The organism is Arthrobacter sp. T572 (genome assembly GCF_056780115.1).
In genome coordinates, this window is sequence record NZ_JBRAZQ010000002.1 from 800354 (window position 1) to 825290 (window position 24937).

Sequence of the window (24937 nt, forward strand, 5' to 3'; positions counted from 1 at the left end):
TCCGCGGCCCCTATCGTTTAGGACACACCACTGAACCCGAGGAAGGGAACCGCAATGGGCGATCTGGCGCGACTGCCGCTGCTTGAGAAGGCACCTACTACGCATGCACGCCTGCTGGCTTGGGTTGAGGAAGTTGCTGAACTGACCCAGCCGGACCGCATCCACTGGGTTGACGGCAGCGAAGCAGAGAACAAGAAGCTGACCGACGAGCTCGTCGAGGCTGGAACTCTGAAGCGCCTGAACCCCGAGACGTTCCCCAACTCCTTTGCCGCGTTCTCCGATCCCGCAGACGTTGCCCGTGTTGAAGAGCAGACCTTCATCTGCTCCGAAAACGAGCGCGATGCCGGCTTCACCAACAACTGGATGGCGCCGGAGGAGATGAAGAAGAAGCTTCGCGGCCTGTTCGCCGGCTCCATGCGCGGCCGCACCATGTACGTCATTCCATTCGTCATGGGCCACCTGGATGCCGAAGACCCCAAGTTCGGCGTTGAGATCACCGACTCCGCCTACGTGGTGGCCTCCATGCGCATCATGGCCCGCATCGGCTCGGATGTCCTCGAGCGCATCACACAGACCGACGCCTTCTTCGTGCCGGCCCTGCACTCCCTTGGCGCTCCGCTGGAGCCCGGCCAGGCCGATGTTGCCTGGCCCTGCAACCCGGAGAAGTGGATCGTGCACTTCCCTGAAGAGCGCTCCATCTGGTCCTTCGGTTCCGGCTACGGCGGAAACGCCCTGCTGGGCAAGAAGTGCTACGCACTCCGCATCGCCTCCGTGATGGCCCGCGATGAGGGATGGCTGGCAGAGCACATGCTGATCCTCAAGCTGACCTCCCCGGAACAGAAGACGTACTACGTCTCCGCTGCGTTCCCGTCCGCCTGCGGCAAGACCAACCTTGCGCTCCTCGATCCCACCATCAAGGGCTGGAAGGTGGAGACCCTTGGCGACGACATCACGTGGATGCGCTTCGGCAAGGAAGGCGAACTCCGGGCCGTCAACCCTGAAGCCGGCCTGTTTGGCGTCGCTCCGGGCACCGGCTGGGGCACCAACCCCAACGCCATGCGCGCCATCGCCAAGGGCAACAGCATCTTCACCAACGTCGCGCTGACCGACGACGGTGGAGTCTGGTGGGAAGGCATGACCGAGGAGACCCCGGCGCACCTGACCGACTGGCAGGGCAACTCCTGGACTCCGGATTCGGAAACCCCGGCTGCGCACCCGAACTCACGCTTCTGCACGCCGATCGACCAGATCGATATGCTGGCGGACGAGTACTACAGCCCCGACGGTGTGGAGCTCTCGGCAATCCTGTTCGGTGGCCGCCGCAAGACCACCATCCCGCTGGTCACCGAGGCCCGCGACTGGTCCAACGGCATCTTCATGGGCTCCACCCTTTCGTCGGAGACCACTGCTGCTGCCGCCGGCGCCGTTGGCGTTGTCCGCCGCGACCCCATGGCCATGCTCCCGTTCATCGGTTACGACGCGGGCGACTACCTGAACCACTGGGTCAACCTGTCGGCCAAGGGCAACCCCGGGCGACTGCCGAAGATCTTCCTGGTCAACTGGTTCCGGCGCACGGCCGAGGGTGGCTTCGCCTGGCCCGGATTCGGTGACAACGCACGCGTGCTCAAGTGGGCCATCGAGCGCCTTGAAGGGAAGGCCGACGCCGTGGAGACCCCGATCGGCTTCGTCCCGACCGGAGACTCGATCGACCTTGAGGGCCTGGACATGACCCCGGCCGAGGTTGAGTCAGCGGTCCGCGTTGACGCTGACGAGTGGGCTGCAGAGCTGGCTTCCATCGAGGAATGGTTCGCCAACTTCGGCGGTTCGCTCCCGGCAGCACTGCAGTCTGAACTGGACGGCCTCAAGAAGCGTCTGGCCTAGACCTCTTAGGGACAACGGCGTCCCTAAGTGAACGACGGCGGCCTGTCACCTTTCGCTGGAAAGGTGACAGGCCGCCGTCGTTGGTTTTTCTAGTTGGCAAGCCAGACGTCCGGTCCGAAAACCTCGTAATGGATGCGGGTGGCGGGGATGCCGGCTTCAATCGCTTCGTCGCGGATCTTCTTCATGAAAGGCAGCGGCCCGCACAAGTAGAGCGAGGCGCCGGCCGGCAGGTCCACCTCGCGCAGCGACATGAAGCCGGCGTTGGCTCCGGGTTCCGGGGACTCCAGCCAGAGGTGCAACCGGGCATCGATCTTCGCGGCGTCCGCAGTCATCTGGCCGCTCAGGGCCCAACTGTCCATGGACCGCTCGGCGTGGAGGACCAGGATGTCGCGGTCCGATCCGGCGTCTGCGAGCGAGCGCAGGATCGACGCCGTCGGGGTGCATCCGATTCCCGCCGAGGCAAGGACAACCGGTCCCTCCCCGTCCTTGAGCGTGATTTCGCCATACGGGTTGGAAATCTCGAGGACGTCACCAGGTTCGACGGCGGTGTGCAGGGCGGTGGACACCTCGCCGCCGTCGTTGAGTTTGGTGGTGAAGATCCGGCTGGTTCCCGCGCCGCCGGTGAGTGAGTACTGGCGGACCTGGCGGAGGCCGTCCGGCAGTGCCACCTTGACGCTGATGTATTGGCCGGGCTTGGCTTCGGTAACCGGCGTGTCATCAGCAGGTTCAAGGATGAATGTCATGCAATCCTTGCCGGCCACCTCCTTGGATACCACCCGCCACGGCATCCACAGGTGGGTGTTGGCCTGGGACGCATAGAGGTCCTTTTCCAGCTTGATGAGGGCGTCGGCCATGAGCCAGTAAACCTCGGTCCAGGCTTCGGCGATTTCCGGCGTGATGACGTCAGCGAGGTCGGCCGCGATGGCTGCGAAAAGGTGCTCGTAAACTACCCCGTACTGTTCCTCGACGATACCCAGGGATGCGTGCTTGTGGGCGATCCGCGAAAGAACCCTCTCCGGAAGGGTGCCTGGATTGTTGACCAGGTGGGAGGCGAACGCCGCGATGCTTCCCGCCAGCGCTTTCTGCTGCTCGCCGGAGCGCTGGTTGGATCGGCTGAACAGGCCGTCCAGCAGCTCGGGATGCGCGGAGAAGAGGCGGTTGTAGAAGTCTGTGGTGATGGCACCTATCCGTGATCCGACCAGTGGGAGAGTGGCTTCAATGATGGGGCGGGATTTTTCCGAGAGCATGGTTCTCCTGACGTTGGTATCCGGCCGGGTTGTCCGGACCATCCGAATACAAGTATTTGGAATGCTTGTATTCACAGCTCAATTTCTACGCCCTGTAGAAGGGTTATGCAAGTTGAGTCCGCCAAGCGCGGTCCGATCAGGAGGGGGTCGGCCGATCAGGACGGCGCGGGACGATCAGGACGGGAGGGCCGGGGCTGCCTGTGGTGAGGTTGCCGGTTCTCCTGCAGACGCGTGTTGGAATTCGGGACGCAGGCCGATGGTTTGAAAGACCGGAGCCATCTGGCGCGCATGGGGCAAAGAGGAAATGACTACGGCATCGAGCTCGCGGTAGAAGGCTTCTCGTGCACGTTTCATGGCATGGCGGAGCCCGCACTCGGTCAGGAGGGGGCAATCGCCATTGGGGGACTGGCACTCGGCCGGGTCCTGGCGGCTGTCAAGCTGCCTCAGGATCTGGCCGACGGTGGCCCGGCGGCCGGCGGTGTTCAAGCGTGAGCCGCCGAGCCTGCCCCTCTCAACATCAATCAAGCCCATCTCGCGCAGCCGGACCATGGCTTTGCTGACGTGGTTGTAAGGAGTGCCTACGGCATTGGCCACAGCCTGGGTGGTCAACAACGTGCCGTCCGGAGCGGCGGCAAGCACCATGACAGCGCGGAGGCTCACATCCGCGAAAGCATTGATTTTCATGGCTTTCCCTTACGTGACGAGGTCTAGTCCACCCAGATCGTCGGCTCGTGGGTGTCGGGCTCCATTGCTCCAAAAGTGAACCCGTCTTCTGTTTCACTATAGGGAACTATCGCTGCCAGCACGCCACCGTCGCGGTGCTCCGCTGCTCCCGTAATCCCGTCCGATCCATGTTCCGGCAGGGTGACGTCGTAGGCAATGGCTACCGCGCGGTAGTCGTCCCGGCCTTGGCGGAGGAGGTGCTGAACGTCGTCCAGCATCTGCCCGGCATCGAGCTCGCCGTTCTCGTCCGGTTCGTTGGGCGTCACCATGACGATCCTGAGTTCACCGTCATGGGACAGTGTGATGCCGAAGGGAAGGAACCCACCGTTCTGGAGCAGGTGTTCCTGCGCGGTGCCCAGGGCTGTCCCAAGGGTCTCCCGGAGTTCACGCTCCTGGACGATCCCGGCGTCTTCCGCGCCGGGCGTGGAGGTTTGCGTGTGGTCTTCGGCCGGATTCCCCGCTGCTTGAGGTGTTTGGCTCATGGTCTGTGTTCCTTATCCCCTGACGATGGCGAGGACGCGGTCGCGGATCTTTTCCATGGTGGGCTGGTCTTTGGCTTCGGCGTTCAGGCGCAGGAACGGTTCGGTGTTTGACGGGCGCAGGTTGAACCACCAGGATCCGTTCCTGGCGGTGAAGGTGGACCCGTCCATGGTGTCGACGTCGATGTCTTCTGCGGCGAAGTCTTCACGTACGCGCGCGATCGCGGCGGCCTTGTCTTCGATCTCGGAGTTGATCTCACCGGAGGAGACATAGGGCTCATACTGCCGGCCCAGCTCCGACAGTGGCCCGTCCTGCTCACCCAACGCTGCGAGGACGTGCATCGCGGCAAGCATCCCGGTGTCGGCGTTCCAGAAATCGCGGAAGTAGAAGTGGGCCGAATGTTCGCCACCGAAAACTGCGCCTTCTTCGGCCATGACGGCCTTGATGAACGAGTGGCCCACACGGGTCCTGACTGCGCGGCCGCCATCAGCGGCGACAAGCTCGGGCACAGCCTTGGACGTGAGCAGATTGTGGATGATCACCGGGGTTTCTTCACCGGCTGCCTTGGCCCGGGCGATCTCCCGCCGGGCCACCAATGCGGTGATCGCGGACGGGGACACCGGCTGGCCGGTCTCATCAATCACGAAACAACGGTCGGCGTCGCCGTCAAAGGCCAGGCCGATATCCGCGCCGTGCTCGATCACCGCTGCCTGCAGGTCCCGGAGGTTCTCCGGCTCCAAAGGGTTGGCCGGGTGGTTGGGGAAAGAGCCATCAAGCTCGAAGTACAGCGGGACGATCTCGAAGGGCAGGGCAGGCAACAGCTTGTCACCGAGCACCGCGGGAGTGGTCAGCCCGGCCATGCCGTTGCCGGCATCCACCACGACCTTCAACCGGCGCGAACCGGACAGGTCCACCAGCTTGCGCAGGTACTCGGCATAACCCTTCAAGACATCCTGGACACCGATCTGCCCGCGCACGGCAGCGGCAGGAATGGAACCACTGTTCAAGTATTCCTCTGCCAGGGCCTGGATCTCCTTCAAGCCCGTTTCCGAGGAGATCGGCACCGCACCGGCCTTGGCCATCTTGATCCCGTTGTACTCCGCCGGGTTGTGGCTTGCGGTGAACGTGACCCCGGCGGCGTTGAGCGCGCCGCTGGCGTAGTAGAGCTCATCCGTGGAAATAAGGTCCAGCAGCTGCACGTCCGCCCCACGGGTGGCAGCACCATTGGCAAACGCCCGGCTGAACTCCGGGGAGGAAGGGCGCATGTCCCCGCCCACCAGGACGGTTTGGCCTTCCATGCCAAGGACATCAACGAAGGCAGCACCCACGGCCTCAACGATTTCAGCCGTGATGGATTCCCCCACGATTCCCCGGACGTCATACGCCTTGAAGGAAGCCGAGAGGTCAAAATTCTGGTTCTGCTCGCTAGTCACGCGCTCAATCCTACTGCGGGAGGGCAACTCGGCAGGAACCGGGAGGAGTGCTTGTGGAAACCCGTTTTCCACATAGGCAGGTTGCGGGGTGATGGCTGTCGGGGCTGGCTGGAATACTGGAATCCATGGCCAATAACCCCGCGAACGCCGCCGCTTCCGTGCAAACATCTACCCGTCAGGACGCCCTGGCCTGCCTCCGGGAGCTGGTGGGACATCCAGAGGCGGACTTCCACGAGGGGCAGTTCGAGGCCGTCGAAGCCCTGGTTGATGCCGGGCGAAGGACCCTGGTGGTGCAGAGGACCGGCTGGGGGAAGTCTGCGGTCTACTTCGTCTCGTCGCTGCTCCTGCGTCGCCGTGGTGCAGGTCCAACGCTGATCGTCTCGCCATTGCTGGCCCTGATGCGGGACCAGGTCGCGGCGGCGGCGCGGGCGGGGGTCCGTGCGGTTGCAATCAACTCCGCGAACGCCCTTGAATGGGACACAGTCAGGGCACAGCTGGCCGCTGACGAGGTAGACGTACTCCTTGTCTCCCCGGAGCGTCTGACCAACCCTGCCTTCAGGGAAAACCAGTTGCCGGAGTTAATCCGCCGGACGGGGTTGCTGGTCATTGATGAAGCCCACTGTATCTCGGACTGGGGACATGACTTCCGGCCCGACTACCGCCGGATCGCGGACCTCATCGCCCAACTTCCGGGGTCTGTCCCCGTGCTGGCAACCACCGCCACAGCCAACTCGCGTGTGGTGCACGATATTGAAGAACAGCTCGGAGCAGGAGTGCTGACCATTCGCGGGGCCTTGGGGCGGGAGTCCCTGCGGCTTGGCGTCCTCAAGCTGGCCAACTCCAGGGACCGCCTTGGGTGGCTTCTGACGCACTTGGGCGACCTTCCGGGAAGCGGCATCATCTATGCGCTCACGGTTTCGGCTGCAGAGGATACCGCCCGCCTGTTGTCCGAGGCCGGCCACAACGTGCTTCCGTATACGGGCCGAACTGATCCTGCGGACCGTGAGCGGGCCGAACAACTGCTTAAGGACAACCAGGTCAAGGCACTGGTGGCCACGTCCGCTTTGGGAATGGGATTCGACAAACCGGATCTGGGCTTCGTCGTCCACCTTGGCGCCCCGTCGTCCCCGGTTGCGTACTACCAGCAGGTGGGTCGCGCCGGTCGTGGCGCAGCAAACGCTGACGTCCTCCTGCTTCCGGGACCCGAGGACCGTGAGATCTGGCAGTACTTTGCGACAGCGTCCATGCCCTCCGAAGAAAAGGCCTCGGATGTCCTGCACGTCCTGTCGGAAGCAGGTGCGGCCATGTCCACGGTGGCACTGGAAGCCAGGGTGGACCTTCGCCGTACCCCGTTGGAACTCCTCCTCAAGGTTTTGGCCGTGGACGGAGCAGTGGAACGCGTAGGAGGCGGCTGGCGCTCAACAGGACACCCCTGGAGCTACGATGCTGAGCGGTACGCCCGAATCGCGGAGGCCCGCGTGGATGAGCAGGACTCGATGGTGATCTACCAGGACACCGCCGGTTGCCGCATGGAGTTCATCACGTCGGTGCTGGATGATCCTACGGCTGCTCCCTGCGGCCGTTGCGACAACTGCGCCGGCCGCTGGTTCCCGTCGGATATCGCCGACTCCGCCATGGATACAGCCGGCCAGACGCTGCGCCGGGCAGGAGTCGCAGTGGAGCCCCGGCTGCAGTGGCCCAGTGGCATGGACCGGCTGGGGGTCGCGGTGAAGGGAAAGATCAAGCCGGACACAAGCGTTTCGGAAGGACGCGTCCTTGCGCGGTTGACTGATCTGGGCTGGGGAGGTCCGCTGCGGGAGCTGTTTGCAGCAGGAGCGACAGACCGCGCTGTTGACCCCGCCATGTTGCAGGGCTGCGTCCAGGTGCTGCGCGAATGGTCCGGGGCCGAAGGCGGAACGCCGTGGAGCGGAGCCGGGCGCCCCGCCGCTGTAATCAGTATTCCCTCAAGAAGCAAGCCGCAGTTGGTGGCGACGTTGGCTGAAGGAATCGCAGGCATCGGCCGTATGCCGTATCTGGGTCAGCTCCAGCCCCAGTTCGGTGGACCCACGGGATCACGTGGCGGCAACAGTGCCTTCAGGCTCGCGGGAGTCTGGGACCGGTTGGTCGTAGGCCCGGAGCTGGCCCACGCATTGACAGCGTTGCAAGGACAGCCTGTCCTCCTGGTGGATGACCTGATCGACTCACGGTGGACCATGACAGTGGCGGGAGGAGCGCTTCGGCATGCTGGGGCCGGCGCGGTGCTTCCACTGGCCCTGGCGCAGGCGGGATAGCGCCGAAATAGCGCGGGGATGCTGCGGGGTGCCCGGTATGGACGCCCGATATGAACGTCCAACTGCAATGAAACCCCTGCGATGAACGTCATGTTGTGATCGCTCCCACTCTGCCTCTATAGGATCTAGGCAAACCCGCATGAGCGGAGCGGACCACCCCAGAGATCCCGGACGGAAGTCATGAGTACACCTTCCAGCAGCACGGACGTCACAGCAGGACAGGAAGGCACCTGGCAGCCACGCCTGGCTTTGCTGGTGGCGGCGACGTTTTTCATGGAGTTCCTGGATGGCACAGTCCTGACCACGGCCATTCCCAGTATCGCCTCAGACTTCACCGTAGCTGCGGCGGATGTCAACATCACCATGACGGCATACCTGGTGACCGTGGCCATGGGTATTCCGCTCAGCAGTTGGCTGGCCGAGCGGATGGGCGCCCGAACGGTGTTCTGCACGGCCATCGCGGTGTTCACGGTCGCATCCTTGCTATGCGCACTCAGCCAGGACTTGACCATGCTGACGCTGAGCCGCGTGGCCCAAGGAGCCGGTGGGGCGATGATGGTGCCGGTCGGGACCCTGGTGGTCCTCCGCGGCACGCCCAAGTCCGAGCTCCTGCGTGCCACCGCCTATCTGGTGTGGCCTGGCCTGCTTGCGCCCGTCCTCGCTCCGATGGTGGGCGGAGCCCTGACCACGTTCCTGTCCTGGCATTGGATCTTCCTCATCAACCTGCCGCTGGGCATCGCGGCGTTTATCGCAGCCCTCCGGTTGGTACCGGGCACTAAACCTCAGGGCAAGCGCAAGCTGGACTGGTTTGGCCTGCTGCTGACCACGCTGGGCGTTGGTGCCTTGGTGGTGGGCCTGGAAACCCTGGGCGGCCACGCGCCCGGGCTGCTGGCCGCCGTCGTGGTTGCCGCCGGAGTCCTCTCGCTGGGAGGTGCAGTCTGGTGGATGCGCAGGACCCGCGTGCCGCTGTTCAACCTCGGCGTCTTCCGGACCCGGACGTTCAGGGCGACGTCCACGGGTGGTTTCATTTACCGCCTGACCATCAGTTCCGTCCCGTTCCTGCTGCCCTTGATGTTCCAGGACGGGTTCGGGTGGGATCCCCTGAAGGCCGGGGTGATGGTGGCCGCCGTGTTCATCGGCAATATCGGCATCAAGCCAGCCACCACGCCCATCATTCGGCGTTTTGGCTTCAAGCCGGTGCTCGTGTTTGCCTCGCTTGCGTCGGCGGCAACCTTTGCCCTCTGCGCGTTCCTGACCCCGCAGACACCGGAACCCATCATCTTTGCGTTGCTTCTGTTCAGCGGGGCGTTCCGCTCCATAGGATTCTCCGCCTACGCCTCAGTGCAGTACGCGGACATCATCCCGGACGAGCTGCCCTCCGCCAACGCCATTTCCGCCACGCTGGTCCAACTGGCCGCAGGGGCAGGCATTGCGGTGGGCGCCCTGTTCCTGCGGTTGTTCGATACCGCCCCGGTCTTCGGCGCAGACCAGATTGCCGCCTACCAGGGCGCGTTCATTGCCATGGCGGTCCTGATGCTGGTGAGCGCCGCCGACAGCCTCGCCCTCCACCGCGATGCAGGTGCTGAGGTCAGCGCCGGGTCGGCCCGGAGGTAGCTTGCGGCGTCCGGCTGAAGCCCTCAGCGGACACCTGGAACGCAAAAGGTCCCGGTTCAAAAGAACCGGGACCAATTCGCGGAGACGGGGGGATTTGAACCCCCGGTCGAGTTTAACCCCGACCCTTCATTAGCAGTGAAGTCCATTCGGCCGCTCTGGCACGTCTCCAATCCGCTATTGCTAGCCCACCAAGGATACGCAGAACGTGCGGCCCAGTGCAAAACAGCCGCCCAGTCACTCAGGCTCCGGCCAGGGCCTGCCAGAGGAAGTGATTGCTGCGGGCCTGCAATGCTGCGGCCTGCCGGTTGTCCGAGGCTCCCGCGTGTCCGCCCTCCAATGCTTCGTGGAACCACACGTTCGGTATGCCCATGGCCTGCATGCGGGCGGCCATTTTGCGTGCCTGGACAGGCCCGACGCGGTCATCCGAGGTTGCCGTCCAGATGAACGTCTCCGGGTAGTCCACGCCGTCCCTGAGCAGGTGATAGGGGGAGAAAGTCTTGATGAATTCCCACTGCGAGGGCACGTCGGGGTCGCCGTACTCGGCGATCCAGGAGTATCCGGCGGACAACTTGGTGTACCGGCGCATGTCCAGCAGGGGTACGCCGCAGGACACAGCACCGAACAGCTCCGGGTAACGGGTCAGCATGTTCCCCACCAGGAGTCCGCCGTTGGAGCCGCCCACGCAGCCCAAATGCCGGCGGCTGGTGACGCCGCGGGTGACCAGGTCCTTGGCCACGGCTGCAAAGTCTTCATAGGCGCGGTGCCTGTTCTCCTGCAGGGCCGCCCGGTGCCAGGACGGTCCGTACTCGCCGCCGCCACGGATGTTCGCCACCACGTACACACCGCCGCGTGCATCGGGACCGGTCAAGCGCCGTTCCAGCCAGGCGCGTCCAATGGTTCCGCTGTAGGCAGGAGTGCGTGAGACTTCGAACCCGCCGTATCCGGACAGCTGGGTGGGGTTCCGGCCATCCAGCACCAGGTCCTTGGCGGCGACTTGGAAATACGGAACTTTGGTGCCGTCGGCGGAGGTGGCAAAGTGCTGTTGCACCTCGTAGAGCTCGTCGTTGAAGAACGACGGCGACTGCTTGACGACGGCGTGGCTGCTCACCACGGTTGGGGTTCCGGAAGCGGCCGTCAGGGTTCCGCGCATCAGGGTGGTAGGCGTCGTGAAACCGGTGGCCACCAGCCAGAAGTCGTTGCCGGCGGCGTCCACAGACGCATCGTCGCCCGGCCCGGGGAGAGAGTCTTCGTCGTCCACGGCGTAGGCATTGACATCATGCAGGGGCGGGCAGGCATCCAGCAGGGTGGACGCCCAGGAACCGTCCGGGCCGGCCTGGGAAGGATCCAGTACCCGGATTTCGGATGAAACGTCCCGGAGGAGGTTCAGCAGGAGGTAGTCGCGGGTCCAGCTCCAGGATTGCAGTGACGTTCGTTCATCCGGGGTGAACAGGACGGTGAGCTCCCGGGAACCCGCCAGCCAGTCATCGAACCTGGCGGCCAGCAGGGATCCGGCGGGATGCACGGTGCCGGCCGGTTCCCAGTCGTTCCGGGGGCGGAACAGGAGCCAGCCGCGGTGGGCGCTGATGTTGACGTCCGTGGGCACATCGATGGCCAGCCACCGGCCGTCCTGCATCAACCAGGTCTGGCGGTTGTAGAAATCGATGTAGTCAACGGCGAAGGTCCGTTCGAAGCCCGGAGTGGCGTCGTGGACCACCATGGCCAGCATGTGGTCCTCGGGGATCTCGAAAAGCCGTTCGGCATCGTCCAGCAGTTGGCCCCGGCGAAGCTTCACGCCGGTCCGGGCATACGAAGAGGACGTGGCAGGGAGTCCGGCGGCCGTGCTGGAGACGAGCAGGGTGTCGGCGTCGAGCCAGCTGATATTGCCCTTGGCCGTGGGAATATCAAAGCCACCGCCAACAGGATCCACGAAACGTCGGGTGGCTACGTCGAATTCGCGGTAGCGGTTGGCGTCTCCGCCGTCGGGCGACAGCGCGATCATGGCGTGCCGGTAGTCGTCGCCGTCCCGGGGGCGCAGGAAACTGGCTCCGTGGAAAACCCACTCCTGACCTTCTGCGGCGGCCAGCGCGTCGATATCGAGCAGGACATCCCACTCAGGCGCGTCAGCCTTGTAGCTGTCCCAGGTGGTGCGGCGCCATAGGCCTTTGGGGTGTTCCTGGTCTTTCCAGAAGTTGTAGTAGTACCCGCCCCGTTTGCCCACCATGGCGATGCGGTCCGTGGAGTCGAGGACTTCCAGGATTCCGGCCTCCACGGCAGCGTAGTCGTCACCATCGAGCAGGTCTTCGGTACGCGCGTTCTGTTCCCGGACCCAGGCCAGCTGCTCCTCGCCGTGGATGTCTTCCAGCCACGCGTTCTCGTCCGTGGGTTCAGGTGCGATCGGTTCGGCCGGTCCCTGACCGGTCTCTGCTGTGGTGGTCATCGCCCCATCCAAGCAACTCCCGTCAACGGGAAGCAAGTCACACGGAAGTTAAGCTGGAGCGTGGATAAAAAGCAAACACGCAGTGTCGCCCTGATCGGGGCCGGTCCCCGCGGGACCAGTGTCCTTGAGCGACTGCTCGCCAACTGGACGGCGACCCCGACAGCCCTCCAGTCGCTCCATATCCACGTCGTAGACCCTTACCCCGCGGGTTCAGGGCATGTCTGGCAGCCGGAGCAGTCGCGGCTGTTCCTGATGAACACCCAATCGTTCTATCCCACGCTGATTCCTGAGGATCCCGAACTTGCGCCGCCGCTCGCGGGTGGTTCGTTCGACCAGTGGCGGGAGTCCCGCCGTCGTGATGGCCGCGGACTGGACGAGGCCGAAAAGGCGGAGCTTTCCACCCTTGAGTCCCATGATTTCCCGAGCAGGGCGCTGTACGGGCGTTATCTGCGGCAGACGCTCGCGGAGGTGCTGCAGCGCAAGCCCGACGCCGTTGAGGTCACCTTCCACCAGACGGAGGCTGTTGCTGCGCGTCCGTCAGGCGACCAGTTCGACGTCGAACTTGCGGACGGCGCGGTCCTCACCGTCGGTTCGGTGGTCCTGGCGCTGGGCCATGTCGACTCGCGGCTGAACCCGGAGCAGCGTTCCTTCGACCAGGCGGCAGCCGAACATGGCCTGCTCTATTTCCCTCCTGCGCCTCCTGCCGATGTTGACTGGCAGCGCGTGCCGGACAATGAGCCCGTGCTGGTCCGGGGCATGGGTTTGAATTTCTTCGATGTGATGGGGCAGCTCACCGAAGGGCGTGGGGGCAAGTTTGTGGACGCCGGCTCACCCGGAGCCGCCGCTCTTGAGTACCGGCCGTCGGGCCGCGAACCGAAGATCATTGCTGCCTCCCGGCGGGGGACGCCGTACCGCGCGAAAGCCGGCCTGACCGGGTATTACCCCAGCAGCGTCACCATGCGGTACCTGACGGAGGCGGCCATGGACCGTTTTCGGGCGGCAGGAATCCAGCCGGCGTTTGACCACGATCTGTGGCCGCTGCTCCACCGGGATGCCTTGTGGGCTTACTACTCGACGCTGGCGAGGTCCCAACCGGCAGCCATCCGCGACCCGAAACAGTTCCTGGCGGACCTGGGGGACGCGATGCAGCCGCACGCCCACTCCACGGCGAACTGGGAGAGCGACGTTGGCGAGCTCGTGGAGAAGCATGTCGTAGCCTCGCGCCGCCTCAATCTGCGCGCGCTTGCCGCGCCATTAGCCGGCAGGTCTTTCAGTTCCCGCCGTGAGCTGGATGCGGCGATCACTGCATACCTGGATGATGACGCGCGGCGGTCAGCCCTGGGGGAGTCGGACCCGGTGAAGATGGCGATCGGCGCCCTTCATACCGGCCGTGCGATTTTGAAGTCCGTGGTCGCGGACGGGGGGATCACCGACGAGTCCTGGCTTGCCGGACTCCGCGGATGGTTTGAGTCGTTCGTGGAGGGGCTGGCGAGCGGTCCTCCCGCCCTGCGATCGGAACAGCTGGCCGCCTTGGCGCGGGCCGGCGTCGTGAGCTTCGTAGGACCCGACCCCAAGTTCAGCGTAGACAGGACCGCGAGAGTCTTCCGGGCCGATTCACCCTGGGTACACGATGCTCCCGCGGAAGCCCGCACGCTGATCGAGGCGATGTCGCCGGCCAACCGGGTCAATTTCAACGTTTCGCCGCTGTTGGAGCAATTGATGGCTGACGGCCTGGTGCGCACCAGGATCATGATGAGCGTGGAAGGCACACCGATGCAGACCACGGGCCTGGACGTCCAGCCGCACCCGTACCGTCCAGTGGCTGCCAACGGTTCCGTCACGAAGGGCATGTATGTCCTGGGGCTGCAGCTGTCGGCCTCCCAGTGGGGGACCGCCATCGCCGCCGAAGCGCGTCCGCGCACCGGCAGGGTTTACGCCAGCGGCCAGCGGACCCTGCGCGATGCCGACGAAATCGCGCGGAGCATCCTCGGCATTTAAGCGCGTCATGCCCCCAAGCCGGGCTTGGGGGCATGACGACGGCGGGGGAGCGGCTAGCCCCTCAGGCACCGCTGGTATTCAAGCCACGCGATGGCGTACTTCAGCCATCCCACGACGTCGTACCACTTGGTGGGCTTGACCGGAGCCGTGCACTGGGGCTGGGTGGGTCCGCTGTCAGCCACCGTGACCGGCGTTTTCACTACGGTCCCGGACTCGACGGCGGTCAGCACCAGCGTGCCCGGTCCTGCAGCTGCTGAGGCGGGAACCTTGAGGTCGACCGCCGCGGCACCCCCGGTTACCGGCACATCGCCGAGGGCTGTGTTGGCGCCCTTCGCGTCGATGAAGACAGCCTTGAGGGTCTTGTTGGCCGGGCTGCCGATGGAGGTCAGGTCCAGCTTGGAGACGGCCAGGGCGATGGCGCCGCCGGCCTTGACTTCCGCCGCGGTGGAGTTGGCCACGGCCACGGAACGTCGCGCGAAGTCCGGAGAGACCGGATTGTTCCCCTGGAGGTACTTGATCCAGGCGTCGCGGTCCACCAGTCCGGTGTCTTTCGTGTTGCTGCCTTCCTTGAAGATCCGGAAGTTGTCACCGCCGGTGGCGAGGAAACTGAACGTCCCGATCCTGTACTGCCTGGCCGGATCAATGACCTCGCCGTCGATCCGGATGCCGGTAATGCGGTCACCGGCAGGGCGGGAAGCGTCGTAGGTGTAGTTGACGTTCTTGGAGAGGCCCAACTGCTGGTAGGGGCGGCTGGGGATGGTGCCGTCCGGGTTGGTCTGCCATTGCTGTTCCAGCAGGGTCTTGAACTGGGCACCGGTCAGTGACGTGGTCCAGAGGTTGTTCACGAACGGCAGCACGGCGTTGGCCTCTGCGTACGTGATGGTGCCGTCGGGTGCGTAGTAGAGCTCGTTCCGGAGACCGCCCGGATTGACGACGCCGATCTCCGCCCCGCCCAGTTCCGGTGCTTTGAGCGTGTCCACCAGGGAGTCCGCCACGAGGTTGCCAAGGGTGGATTCGTTCGCGCGGTCGTCGCGCTTGGGGGCACCGCCGGCCGGATCAGGGGTGAAGGCTGTGGTGATATCGGCGGTCACTGCACCCACGGGCTGGTTGCCGATTTCTGCAGCATTGGCCAATGCCTTGTCAACAATCGTCTTGACCGCGGCGACGCGCGGGTAGGCGGCGACGAGGCTTTCTGCCGTTTCGGTTGTCCTGTCCACAATGGCTGCCTTATAAGCCGTCACGGACTTGGATGCAGTGTCCACCGTCAGGGTCACGGTGCCAACGTTTTCGCCGTAGTTTCCGGTCTGGACGATCGGACGGGTCTTTCCGGTTGGCTGGCCGTTGCTGTCCAGGACGGGAGCATCCCAGGCGTATTCCTTGTGCGTGTGCCCGGTGAAGATCGCGGCAACGTCTGGAGTGGTCTCGTTGACCAGCTTGGCAAATGGTCCGCCGGCCTCGACTTCCTGTTCCAGGGTGGCGCCTTCCGGTGTTCCGGAGGCTGCGCCGTCGTGGTTTTCGACGATGATCAGGTCGGCCGCGTTGTCAGCCTTGATCCTGGCCGCAACGCGGTTGATGGCGTCCACCGGATCACCGAAATCCAGATCCGCGATGCCTGCGGGCGTGACAAGGGTGGGCACCTCCGGGGTGACCGTGCCAATGACGGCCACCCGGAGGCCGTTCATGTCCAGGACCTTGTACTCCGGCAGGACCGGGGTGGTGGTGCCCTTTTGGTAGACGTTGGCACCCAGGTAGGCGAACGTGGCGTTGTTGCCCCCTGCGGCAACGCGGTCGCGCAGATCAGCCCAGCCGCCGTCGAACTCGTGGTTGCCCACTGCTGAGGCCTGGAGTTCAAGCGCGTTCAGGACATCGATGGTGGGCTGGTCCTTGGCGACCGAGGAGGCGAAGAGGGACGCCCCGATGTTGTCACCTGCCGAGATAAAGGCCGTGGCGCCAGGAGCTGCCGCAGCACGGAGTTTCTCAACGGTCCCCGCGAACAGCACGGTGTTGGTGTCGATCCGGCCGTGGAAATCGTTGATGCCCAGGAACTGCAGGTCAACGGTTGCCGGTGCGTCCGGAGCCAGGTTGAGGCCCACCACCACAGGATCGTGGTCGCTGGCCCGGAACTCGTCCGGAGCATAATAGTTGGTCACATTGTTGTTATACCGGCTGTACTCCAGCGCCACGGACTCCACGGAGTTGATGTTCCAAATGTCGGTTCCCGTCACGGTCTTGTACGCAGCGGGGGAAGCCAGGATGTGGTCCAGGGAACCGACCATTCCGCCGAACAAGTAGGAGTGTTTGTTAGTTCCCGCCTCCAGGTCCACGTAACCGGCACCAGTGAGGACGTTGATGGGGTCTTCCTTGGCGTAGGCGTTGAAGTCGCCGATCAGGAACACCTTGTCTGTGCCTTTGGAAGCCTGGAGGTCCTTGGAGAAAGCGAGCAGCGATTCGGCTTGCTTGGTGCGGGCAATGTTGGACGCACCCTGGCCCTTGTCGGTGTCGTCCGGAGTGGCCGCTGATCCCTTGGATTTGAAGTGGTTGACGATTGCGATGAACTTCCTGTCATCGGCTGCACCCACCGGCTTGAAGACCTGTGCCAGGGGCTTGCGGGCGCTCGCGAAAGCCACAGTGTCATTGTGGATAATGGATTCGCCCACAGGTTCGGCGTTGGCCTTCTTGTAGATGAACGCCGTGCGGATCATGTCTTCGTCGCTGAGTGGCGGGGCGTTGGCCGGTGTCCGCACGTAGTCCCAGATTCCCGGCGTTTGGGCGTTGAGGGCGTCCACCAGCTTGGACAGGGCATCATCGCGGTTCTTGCCGAACTGCGCAGAATTCTCGATCTCTTCGAGGGACACGACGTCGGCGCCGGACTTGGCGATGGCTGCGACGATCTTGGCCTGCTGGCGCTCGAAGTTCTCCGCGTTGGCAGCACCGCGTGCGTTGCAGCCTTCCTTGACGGTGATCGGGTTTCCGTCGCGGTCGGTGTAGAACACGCAGCCACTGAGCTGGTCGCCGGTGGTGGGGAAGTAGTTCAACACGTTGAAGGACGCCAACTTCAGCGTGCCGCCAACATCTGCCGGACCCTCGGGGCGGCTGGCGGTGAACGTCGCCGGTTGGACTGTGTCGGCGTTGGCCGGAGTCAGCGCAGTGAGCGGCTGAAACTTCCAGGCGTTGTTGCCGTAGCCCAGGATCACGTTGGTGGTGAAGTTTGCCGGTGAGCCCACCCGGACAGGATCCGTGGTGGTGAGGTACGGGAGCTGCTGGGCCTTGGTGGTGGCGTCCTTGAGGAAGTTGGTGGACGCGCCGTCGTCGAGCTTGATCCCGCGCATCGCGTTGTCGGCCACCACCGCCGCATATTCCGCCGAACCGTAGGCGGCTACCGCCGTCGGCTGTACCAAAGGTGACGTCCCGGCAGCGAGGCCGATTTCGCCGTACTGGTTCAACGAGTAGTTGTCGGTGACCGTGAAATTGCCTTCGGGCGCCACGAGCATGCCTTCGAAAGCCTCGCGCGCGGCGTCATTGGCCGGCAGCGCGAACGGCGTGGCTTTCACTTCGGGTGCGGCTTCCGTGAGCTTCTTCAACCCGGCAGCTTCCACCGTGATCTGGGTCTGGTTGGCGAATTCGCTCACGGGCCCCGTCAGTTCCAGATACTCGCCCTGCTGGACGGAACCCGCAGTCGTGGGGGAGTAGACGAACAAAGCGTCCGACGCCGTCCTGGCCGCCCCGCTGCCGTCGCCGCCGGTTCCGGGGGTCTGGACGTAGTAGCCGTTGAAACCGCCGGTGGCGTAGACCGCGGTGACCTTGCCACGGGTGGTCACCGTGGCACCGACGAAGGGGCTGGCTGGGCCCGTGCCCTGGATTTCCGCGATGGTCCTGGTGCCAGGTTCGGGCTGCGGATCCGAGGGCGTTCCGCTGCCTCCAGCCGCCGTGGGCGTGATGGTGGCGTTCAGGCTGAAATCGGCGGCGTTGGAGTCGGTATCCACGCCGTTGGTGCGGTTAAGGCTCCGCACGTCCGTGTTCCCGGACGGAGCCTGGGCCGGCGCCGCTTCGAACGTATTGGACGTACCGTAGCCGAGGAGGTCCGCGATGGCGGCGTCGCCCGCCACGGAGCCTGCGGCCAGCGGAGAGACGGCTGTTGGCTGCTTGGCGAGGATCAAGGTTCCCGCCGTGCCACTCGGGTTCAGGGTGCCGCTGGCCTGGACGTCCGCCGCGGGCAGGGCAGGAGCAGTGGACGTGCCGCTGTTCGTAGCGCCCTGGATCAGGAAGTGGCCCTTGGCCGGGATCGTGCCAGCCAGGGCGGTGATGCCGGTGGGGGCTCCCGTTCCCGTTGCCGATCGGTATTGCAGGGACCAGCCGGCCAGGCTGACCGGCGTATCCGAGGAGTTGTAGAGCTCTACGAACTTGTTCTTGAACGCGGCCCCGCTGCTGCCTCCGCTCAAGTAGGCCTCGTTGATGACCACCGGCGACGTGCCGGCCGCCGGTTCATCGGCTGCGATGGCCGGGACCGCCGTCAGCGGGGCCGCTATCAATCCCGCTGACAGGATGGTCCCTGCCAATAGTTTCCAGTGCTTTTGGTGCATCCGCTCTAACTTTCATTAGTGAGCCCTGTGGGGCTCCATGGACGGCGCCCACTGTCTTGTGAAGTGGACGATGTACCGGAAGTTACTCCCGGGTAAAGCTGCCTCGGGCATAGCTGAACACGAACGGATGAATAGGGGATGGCGCGCCGGTGGCCGGGGGGTTGCTCCGGTCACCGGCAGGCCACCGGCTGGTCACCGCCTGACAGGCGGCCAAGTGAAACTTACTTGGCGGCCCCCTTCAAGGAACCAGTGGTTGGTTCCCCTGCGGCACCACCGATGAGGCAGACGATCTCGCGGTCGTTGGCCTTCCAGGTCTCACTGGTGGGGTAGAAGTACGTCAGTTCCAGGGACGATTGGTCGAAGGGCAGGCCTACGAACGTGGCGAACTCGGCTCCACAGAAATCCTCGGACTGAGCCTCCACCTCGGACTGGCCGGGATAGGCGTCGGCCACGATGTTCTTGGCGGCGTAAGCCTCAAGATCGTGGCTCTGTCCGCAGGGGATGACGGCTACGTCCTTGACTTCGGTGCCGTCGGGCTCGGCGATGCAATCGCCCACCTTGACCTTGAAAGCGTCCGCAATCGAGGTCTCCGTCGGCCGGCCCGACTCGTCTCTTTTGGCATCCCCGCTGCTGATGAAGGCACAGCCTGCCAGCGCCAAAGCGGCAGCGCCCAGCACGGCTGCGGCTTTGATGGTTTGTGAAAGGTGGAGCATTTCCGGTCCTCGTTCCCCAGAAGGACCACATCGGTCCGGACTGAGATCCGGCACACGTGGTCGGTCGATGAGGGACCGGATACAGGCACCCGTGCCGAACGATCCCCCAGGATCGGCAACGGGCAGACCGTGCCGGCCGCCCTTGGGTAGGGGGCGGCCGACGCGACCCGAAAATCAAAGTCTAAGGCGTGGGACCCAGGTCCTGGATCACCTTGAACACGGCACCCGTCGGGTCCGTCAGCGTGGCCAAACGTCCGAACGGTGTGTCCTCGGCAGCTTGGGTGACCGTGGCGCCCAAAGCCAGTGCCTTCTCCACGGTGGCGTCCGTGTCCTCGACAGCGAAATAGACGCTCCACATGGACGGGACCTGCTCCGGGAGGAAACCGGAGGCGTCCATGATGCCGGCCTTGGCATTGTCTCCGGCCCCCAGCGTCGTGTACCGGAATTCCGGGGTGTCACTCATGACCTCCGTTTGCCAGCCGAAGACGTTCTGGTAGAACGACACCGCGGACTCGTAGTCCTTGGACAACAGTTCGTGCCAGGCCGGCGTGCCGGGCTCCGCTGCGATCTCATAGCCCTTCATCTCTCCGAATTGCCAGGCTCCGACGGAGGCTCCTGAAGAGTCTCCATACATGGCCATGCTGCCCTGCTCCGGAACCTCCATCGGCTCCAGGAAGACCTGGCCCCCGTTCGCGGCGGCGGCCTCGGTGGTGGCCTTGATGTCATCCGTACGCAGGTAGGTGGACCAGAGGTCCGGCATGGCGCCCATGTCTTCCTGCTTCTGCATGATTCCGGCTACGAGCTTTCCGTCCTTGGAAGCCGTGATGTAGCCGCCGTACTTTTCCTGGTCTCCAGTCTCGTAGGTCCAGCCGAAGAGCGCGTTGTAGAACGATTTCGCTTTCTCAGGATCGGACGTCATCAGATCGATCCAACACGGTGAACCGGCAGTGATATCAGGCGTAGGCATGTGCAGAGCTCCTGTAGTCAGGCCGCGGCTTACTCCGCGGCTGATGGTGTAGTGGTGGAGACACGAAGAACACTATGCGGGGGCTCTGACACTTTTTCAACAAAAAATGCCCGGGTCCATGGACCCGGGCATTTGCCTGGCGGAAGGTAAGGGATTTGAACCCTTGGTACGGGGTTACCGCACACTGGTTTTCAAGACCAGCTCCTTAGGCCGCTCGGACAACCTTCCCTGCCTAGTAGTGTTTCATAGGGAGTTGGCTCTACCAAAACATCACGTCCCGCAGGCCCCGCCCCGGCCCTGCAGGACCAGCAAGAAACCGGGAGTTCGTCATGAAAGCCGTCTACATCTCAGAACCGGGCGGACCTGAGGTCCTTGAGGTCCGGGACGTACCGGCTCCGGTGCCCGGCGAGGGCGAGGTGCTGATCGACGTCGTAGCTGCCGGCCTGAACCGCGCTGACGTGCAGCAACGCCGCGGCTTCTACCCGCCGCCTCCCGGCGCGTCCGACATTCCGGGGCTGGAAGTCTCCGGGCGCATCGCGGCGTTCGGGCCCGGCGTGACCAAGGCATTCTCCCTCGGCGACAAAGTCGTAGCGCTGCTCGCCGGAGGCGGCTACGCACAGCAAGTGGCTGTTCCCGCCGAACAGGTGCTTCGCCTGCCCGAAGGCGTCGACCTCATCACGGCCGCGTCCCTGCCCGAGACCGCGGCAACCGTGTACTCCAACCTCATCATGACTGCGCAACTGCAGCCCGGTGAGACCGTCCTGGTCCACGGAGCCACGGGCGGCATCGGAACCATGGCCATCCAACTCGCCAAGGCCTACGGCGCCAACGTTGCCGCCACTGCGGGCACTGACGAGAAGGCAGGCACCGCCAAGGCCTTCCTCGGTGCCGACATCGCGATCAACTACTCCGAGGAGAACTTTCCGGAGAGCCTCAAGGCACAAAACGGCGGGCGGGGCGCCGACGTGATCCTCGACGTCGTGGGCGCCAAGTACCTCCAGCAGAACCTTGATGCGCTCGCCGACTACGGCAGGCTGATCGTCATCGGGCTGCAGGGCGGCACCACTGCGGAGATCAACCTTGGTCAACTGCTCAGCAAGCGCGCCGCAGTTATCGGAACGGCGCTGCGTCCGCGTCCCGTCGCGGAAAAGGGCATCATCATGTCCGCAGTGCGGGAGTCCGTGTGGCCCATGCTCGCCGATGGCCGGATCAAGCCGCTGGTAGCCAGGACCTTTCCCCTGGACCAGGTACGGGAAGCCCATGAATACTTCGACTCCGGCGAGCACGTAGGGAAGGTCCTGCTGCTCGCCTGACCGCGCACGCCCAGGAGGAAGGAGGCTCATGTCCATCCGGCACAGTTTGCTGGCCCTGCTGCAGGACCGGCCCCGGTATGGCTATGAGTTGCGCGTGGAATTCGAGGACCGTACTGGCGCGGCCTGGCCACTGAACATCGGCCAGGTCTATACGACACTGGACCGGCTCGAGCGCGACGGCCTGGTCAGCAAGGACGGCGACGACGGCGGCGGGCACGTGGTCTACAGCATCACCGACGCGGGGGTTGAGGCAGTCGGGGACTGGTTTGCGGGGGCCGTGGAGCGGGGCAATCCGCCCCGGAACGAAATCGCGATCAAGCTGGCGCTCGCCGTTACCTTGCCGGGGGTGGATGCGTCGGCCGTGATCCAGTCCCAGCGTGAGGTTTCCGTCCGGGCCCTCCAGGAGCACACGCTGGCACGGAAGAGCTTGTCCACACACCCCAAAACCGCAGATACCGCGATGCTTTTGGTCCTTGATTCTCTGATCTTCCAGGCAGAGGCGGAAGTCCGCTGGCTTGACCTGTGCGAAGCACGGATGGTGCAGGCTCGGGCCCAGTCCTGACTTCCCGTGACCGTGGCCCGGGATACCGCTGCCGCACACGCCTGCCGCACACGCCTGCCGCACGGGAGCAACCGTTTACCGCGTGTTAGGCGGTGGTTGGCGTGGGTCCTTCTTTCCTGTCCGTGCGCGTTGCTAGGGTGCTTGAAGCACCCACCCGCAGCTCTCAAGGAGGAGACATGGACAAGATCCCTGGCAAGGCCATCACGGCGGAAGGGCTGGACCCAAGCCTGCCGCCACCGGCCGTGGACGATTCCGTCCTTGAGGCCGAGGACCGCAAATGGACCCCGGCCAAGATCGGACTCTGGATAGCAATTGCCCTGCTGGGCGGCGTTGCGTGGGTCATGCTGGCCCTGGTCCGGGGAGAGACGGTCAATGCCATTTGGTTCGTTTTCGCGGCCGTCTGTACGTACCTGATCGGCTACCGGTTCTACTCCAAGGTGATTGAGCGGTACCTCCTCAAGCCCGATGACCGCAGGGCCACCCCGGCCGAGTACAAGGCCGACGGCAAGGACTATGTCCGCACGGACCGGAACGTCCTCTTTGGCCATCATTTCGCGGCCATTGCAGGGGCGGGTCCGCTGGTGGGTCCGGTTATCGCGGCCCAGATGGGCTACCTCCCGGGCACTATCTGGATCATTATCGGCGTCGTTCTTGCCGGTGCCGTGCAGGACTATCTGGTGATGTTCTTCTCGATGCGGCGCGGCGGCCGGTCGCTGGGCCAGATGGCCCGCGAGGAACTTGGCGTCATTGGCGGCACCGCCGCCCTGATCGCCACCTTGCTGATCATGATCATCATCGTGGCCATCCTGGCCCTGGTGGTTGTCAACGCCCTGGGTGAGAGCCCGTGGGGTGTGTTCTCCGTGGGCATGACCATTCCGATTGCGCTGTTCATGGGTGTGTACCTGCGCTTCATTCGTCCGGGCAAGGTGATGGAGGTTTCCATCATCGGCTTCGTCCTGCTGATGGCAGCCATCATCGGCGGCGGTGCCGTGGCCGGGACGGAATGGGGTGCGGCGTTCTTCCACCTGGATAAGGTCACGATCGCGTGGGGCATCATCGTCTACGGTTTCATCGCCGCGATCCTGCCCGTCTGGCTGCTCCTTGCTCCGCGTGACTACCTGTCCACGTTCATGAAGATCGGCGTGATCGTGATGCTGGCAGTGGCCATCATCGTGGTCCGCCCGGAGATCAACGTTCCTGCGTTCAGTGAGTTTGCCAGCCGGGAGAACGGTCCCGTCTTCTCCGGTGCACTGTTCCCGTTCCTTTTCGTGACCATCGCGTGTGGTGCGTTGTCCGGCTTCCACGCCCTGATTTCCTCCGGCACCACGCCCAAGCTGATCGAGAAGGAACGGCAGACTCGGTTCATCGGGTATGGCGGCATGCTCATGGAGTCCTTCGTGGCCATCATGGCGCTGGTTGCGGCGATCTCGATTGACCGAGGCATCTACTTCGCCGTGAACGCACCACTGGCCCTCACGGGCGGCACCGTGGAATCGGCTGCCCAGTGGGTGAACAGCCTCGGGCTGGCCAACGTCAACATCACTCCCGATGTCCTGGCCCAGACTGCCACGGACGTAGGGGAGGAAAGCATCATCTCCCGCTCAGGCGGTGCCCCGACCCTGGCTGTCGGCCTGGCGCACATCATGCAGCAGTTCATCGGCGGCCCGGGCATGATGGCGTTCTGGTACCACTTCGCGATCATGTTCGAGGCACTGTTTATCCTGACCGCAGTGGACGCCGGCACACGCGTTGCGCGCTTCATGCTGCAGGACTCGATCGGCAACTTCATCCCCAAGTTCAAGGAAGCCTCCTGGCGCCCGGGTGCCTGGCTGTGCACCGCCATCATGGTCGGTGCCTGGGGAGCGGTACTGCTCATGGGCGTCACGGACCCCCTGGGCGGCATCAATACGCTGTTCCCGCTGTTTGGTATTGCCAACCAGTTGCTGGCAGCCATTGCCCTGGCAGTATGCCTGGCCATCGCGGCCAAGCGCGGAGCGTTCCGTTACCTGTGGATCCCGGCAGTCCCGCTGGCTTTTGCAGCCGTAGTGACCATTACGGCGAGTTTCCACAAGATCTTCTCCTCCGTTCCAGCTGTAGGCTACTTCGCCAACAACGCCGCGTTCAGCAAGGCACTGGCAGAAGGGAAGACCGAGTTCGGAACCGCGAAGACCGTGGCTGCCATGGAAGCCGTGGTCCGCAACACCATGATCCAGGGCGTCCTCTCGGTCATCTTCGTGACCCTGAGCATCATCGTGATTGTGACTGCCATCCTGGCCACCGTGCGGGCTTTCCGTACAGGTGGAGGCCACGACCACGAAGACCCGGCAGTGCCATCCAAGGTCTATGCACCCGCAGGTTTGATTGCCAGCCCGGCGGAGAAAGAACTGCTGGCCCAGTGGAACGCCCTGCCGCCGGAAAAGCGCCTCCAGAAGGCAGCACACCACTGATGAACGCAATCACGAAGGGCTTGAAGGACTTCTCCGCGTACATGCGCGCCTTGATGGGTGCGGACGCCTACCAGAAGTACTTGGAGCATTTCGAGAACACCGGACATTCCGGTCCTGCCATGACTGAACGCGAGTTCTGGCGGGACCGGATGGACCGCCAGGACACCAATCCGCAGGGCAGGTGCTGCTGACCGGGTCCGGATGCGGGTTTCGCTACGAACGAAGTCCAAAATCCGGCCCCGGCGGCCGGC

16 protein-coding genes and 2 tRNA genes are annotated in these 24937 nt (G+C 64.2%); 8 read left to right on the forward strand and 10 right to left on the reverse strand.

The window, feature by feature from the left end; all coding sequences use genetic code 11:
- The first annotated feature begins 54 nt into the window (after nucleotides 1–54).
- Nucleotides 55–1881, forward strand: a complete 1827-nt coding sequence (locus tag ACUYMZ_RS04970; protein ID WP_426006017.1) for a phosphoenolpyruvate carboxykinase (GTP) — start codon at nucleotides 55–57, stop codon at nucleotides 1879–1881.
- Between the two features lie 89 nt (nucleotides 1882–1970).
- Here the strand turns inward: ACUYMZ_RS04970 and ACUYMZ_RS04975 are convergent, their stop codons facing one another.
- From ACUYMZ_RS04975 to ACUYMZ_RS04990, 4 genes are all read right to left on the reverse strand, one after another.
- Nucleotides 1971–3128, reverse strand: a complete 1158-nt coding sequence (locus tag ACUYMZ_RS04975; protein WP_481602302.1) for a globin domain-containing protein — start codon at nucleotides 3126–3128, stop codon at nucleotides 1971–1973.
- 174 nt (nucleotides 3129–3302) lie between these two features.
- Nucleotides 3303–3812 (reverse strand): RrF2 family transcriptional regulator, encoded by a 510-nt coding sequence (locus ACUYMZ_RS04980; protein ID WP_426006019.1) that lies wholly within the window; start codon nucleotides 3810–3812, stop codon nucleotides 3303–3305.
- A 23-nt stretch (nucleotides 3813–3835) separates the two neighbouring features.
- The gene (locus tag ACUYMZ_RS04985) at nucleotides 3836–4333 is read right to left on the reverse strand and encodes a hypothetical protein (protein WP_481602303.1); all 498 of its coding nucleotides are present in this window, start codon (nucleotides 4331–4333) and stop codon (nucleotides 3836–3838) included.
- 12 nt (nucleotides 4334–4345) lie between these two features.
- Nucleotides 4346–5764, reverse strand: a complete 1419-nt coding sequence (locus ACUYMZ_RS04990) for a phosphomannomutase/phosphoglucomutase (RefSeq protein ID WP_481602304.1) — start codon at nucleotides 5762–5764, stop codon at nucleotides 4346–4348.
- Nucleotides 5765–5889: 125 nt separating this feature from the next.
- Between ACUYMZ_RS04990 and ACUYMZ_RS04995 the strand changes: the two genes are divergently transcribed.
- Both ACUYMZ_RS04995 and ACUYMZ_RS05000 read left to right on the forward strand, forming a co-directional pair.
- Nucleotides 5890–8055, forward strand: a complete 2166-nt coding sequence (locus tag ACUYMZ_RS04995; RefSeq protein WP_481602305.1) for a RecQ family ATP-dependent DNA helicase — start codon at nucleotides 5890–5892, stop codon at nucleotides 8053–8055.
- A gap of 180 nt (nucleotides 8056–8235) precedes the next feature.
- The gene (locus ACUYMZ_RS05000; RefSeq protein ID WP_481602306.1) at nucleotides 8236–9669 is read left to right on the forward strand and encodes an MFS transporter; all 1434 of its coding nucleotides are present in this window, start codon (nucleotides 8236–8238) and stop codon (nucleotides 9667–9669) included.
- A 79-nt stretch (nucleotides 9670–9748) separates the two neighbouring features.
- On the opposite strand, the gene ACUYMZ_RS05005 is transcribed toward ACUYMZ_RS05000, so the two are convergent.
- Nucleotides 9749–9837 (reverse strand) — tRNA-Ser (locus ACUYMZ_RS05005).
- Nucleotides 9838–9907: 70 nt separating this feature from the next.
- Entirely contained in the window at nucleotides 9908–12106 is a 2199-nt protein-coding gene (locus ACUYMZ_RS05010) for a prolyl oligopeptidase family serine peptidase (protein WP_481602307.1), read from the reverse strand.
- A gap of 60 nt (nucleotides 12107–12166) precedes the next feature.
- Between ACUYMZ_RS05010 and ACUYMZ_RS05015 the strand changes: the two genes are divergently transcribed.
- Nucleotides 12167–14104 carry an FAD/NAD(P)-binding protein gene (locus ACUYMZ_RS05015; protein WP_481602308.1) on the forward strand — a complete coding sequence of 646 codons (1938 nt, stop codon included), beginning with the start codon at nucleotides 12167–12169 and terminating at the stop codon, nucleotides 14102–14104.
- A gap of 53 nt (nucleotides 14105–14157) precedes the next feature.
- On the opposite strand, the gene ACUYMZ_RS05020 is transcribed toward ACUYMZ_RS05015, so the two are convergent.
- The 4 genes from ACUYMZ_RS05020 to ACUYMZ_RS05035 form a co-directional block, all read right to left on the reverse strand.
- Nucleotides 14158–18684 (reverse strand): ExeM/NucH family extracellular endonuclease, encoded by a 4527-nt coding sequence (locus ACUYMZ_RS05020; protein WP_481602309.1) that lies wholly within the window; start codon nucleotides 18682–18684, stop codon nucleotides 14158–14160.
- Nucleotides 18685–18905: 221 nt separating this feature from the next.
- A complete protein-coding gene (locus ACUYMZ_RS05025; RefSeq protein ID WP_426006027.1) occupies nucleotides 18906–19397 on the reverse strand; it encodes a septum formation family protein in 492 nt (163 codons plus the stop codon).
- 181 nt (nucleotides 19398–19578) lie between these two features.
- Entirely contained in the window at nucleotides 19579–20364 is a 786-nt protein-coding gene (locus tag ACUYMZ_RS05030) for a VOC family protein (protein WP_481602310.1), read from the reverse strand.
- Nucleotides 20365–20501: 137 nt separating this feature from the next.
- Nucleotides 20502–20592, reverse strand: a tRNA-Ser gene (locus ACUYMZ_RS05035).
- Nucleotides 20593–20693: 101 nt separating this feature from the next.
- Between ACUYMZ_RS05035 and ACUYMZ_RS05040 the strand changes: the two genes are divergently transcribed.
- The 4 genes from ACUYMZ_RS05040 (at nucleotide 20694) to ACUYMZ_RS05055 (ending at nucleotide 24877) form a co-directional block, all read left to right on the forward strand.
- The gene (locus tag ACUYMZ_RS05040) at nucleotides 20694–21677 is read left to right on the forward strand and encodes an NAD(P)H-quinone oxidoreductase (RefSeq protein ID WP_426006029.1); all 984 of its coding nucleotides are present in this window, start codon (nucleotides 20694–20696) and stop codon (nucleotides 21675–21677) included.
- A gap of 28 nt (nucleotides 21678–21705) precedes the next feature.
- A complete protein-coding gene (locus ACUYMZ_RS05045; RefSeq protein WP_426006030.1) occupies nucleotides 21706–22239 on the forward strand; it encodes a PadR family transcriptional regulator in 534 nt (177 codons plus the stop codon).
- A 176-nt stretch (nucleotides 22240–22415) separates the two neighbouring features.
- Nucleotides 22416–24686, forward strand: a complete 2271-nt coding sequence (locus ACUYMZ_RS05050; protein ID WP_481602311.1) for a carbon starvation CstA family protein — start codon at nucleotides 22416–22418, stop codon at nucleotides 24684–24686.
- The gene (locus ACUYMZ_RS05055; protein WP_426006032.1) at nucleotides 24686–24877 is read left to right on the forward strand and encodes a YbdD/YjiX family protein; all 192 of its coding nucleotides are present in this window, start codon (nucleotides 24686–24688) and stop codon (nucleotides 24875–24877) included. The genes ACUYMZ_RS05050 and ACUYMZ_RS05055 overlap by 1 nt, the downstream gene beginning before the upstream one ends.
- The last annotated feature ends 60 nt before the right edge of the window (nucleotides 24878–24937 follow it).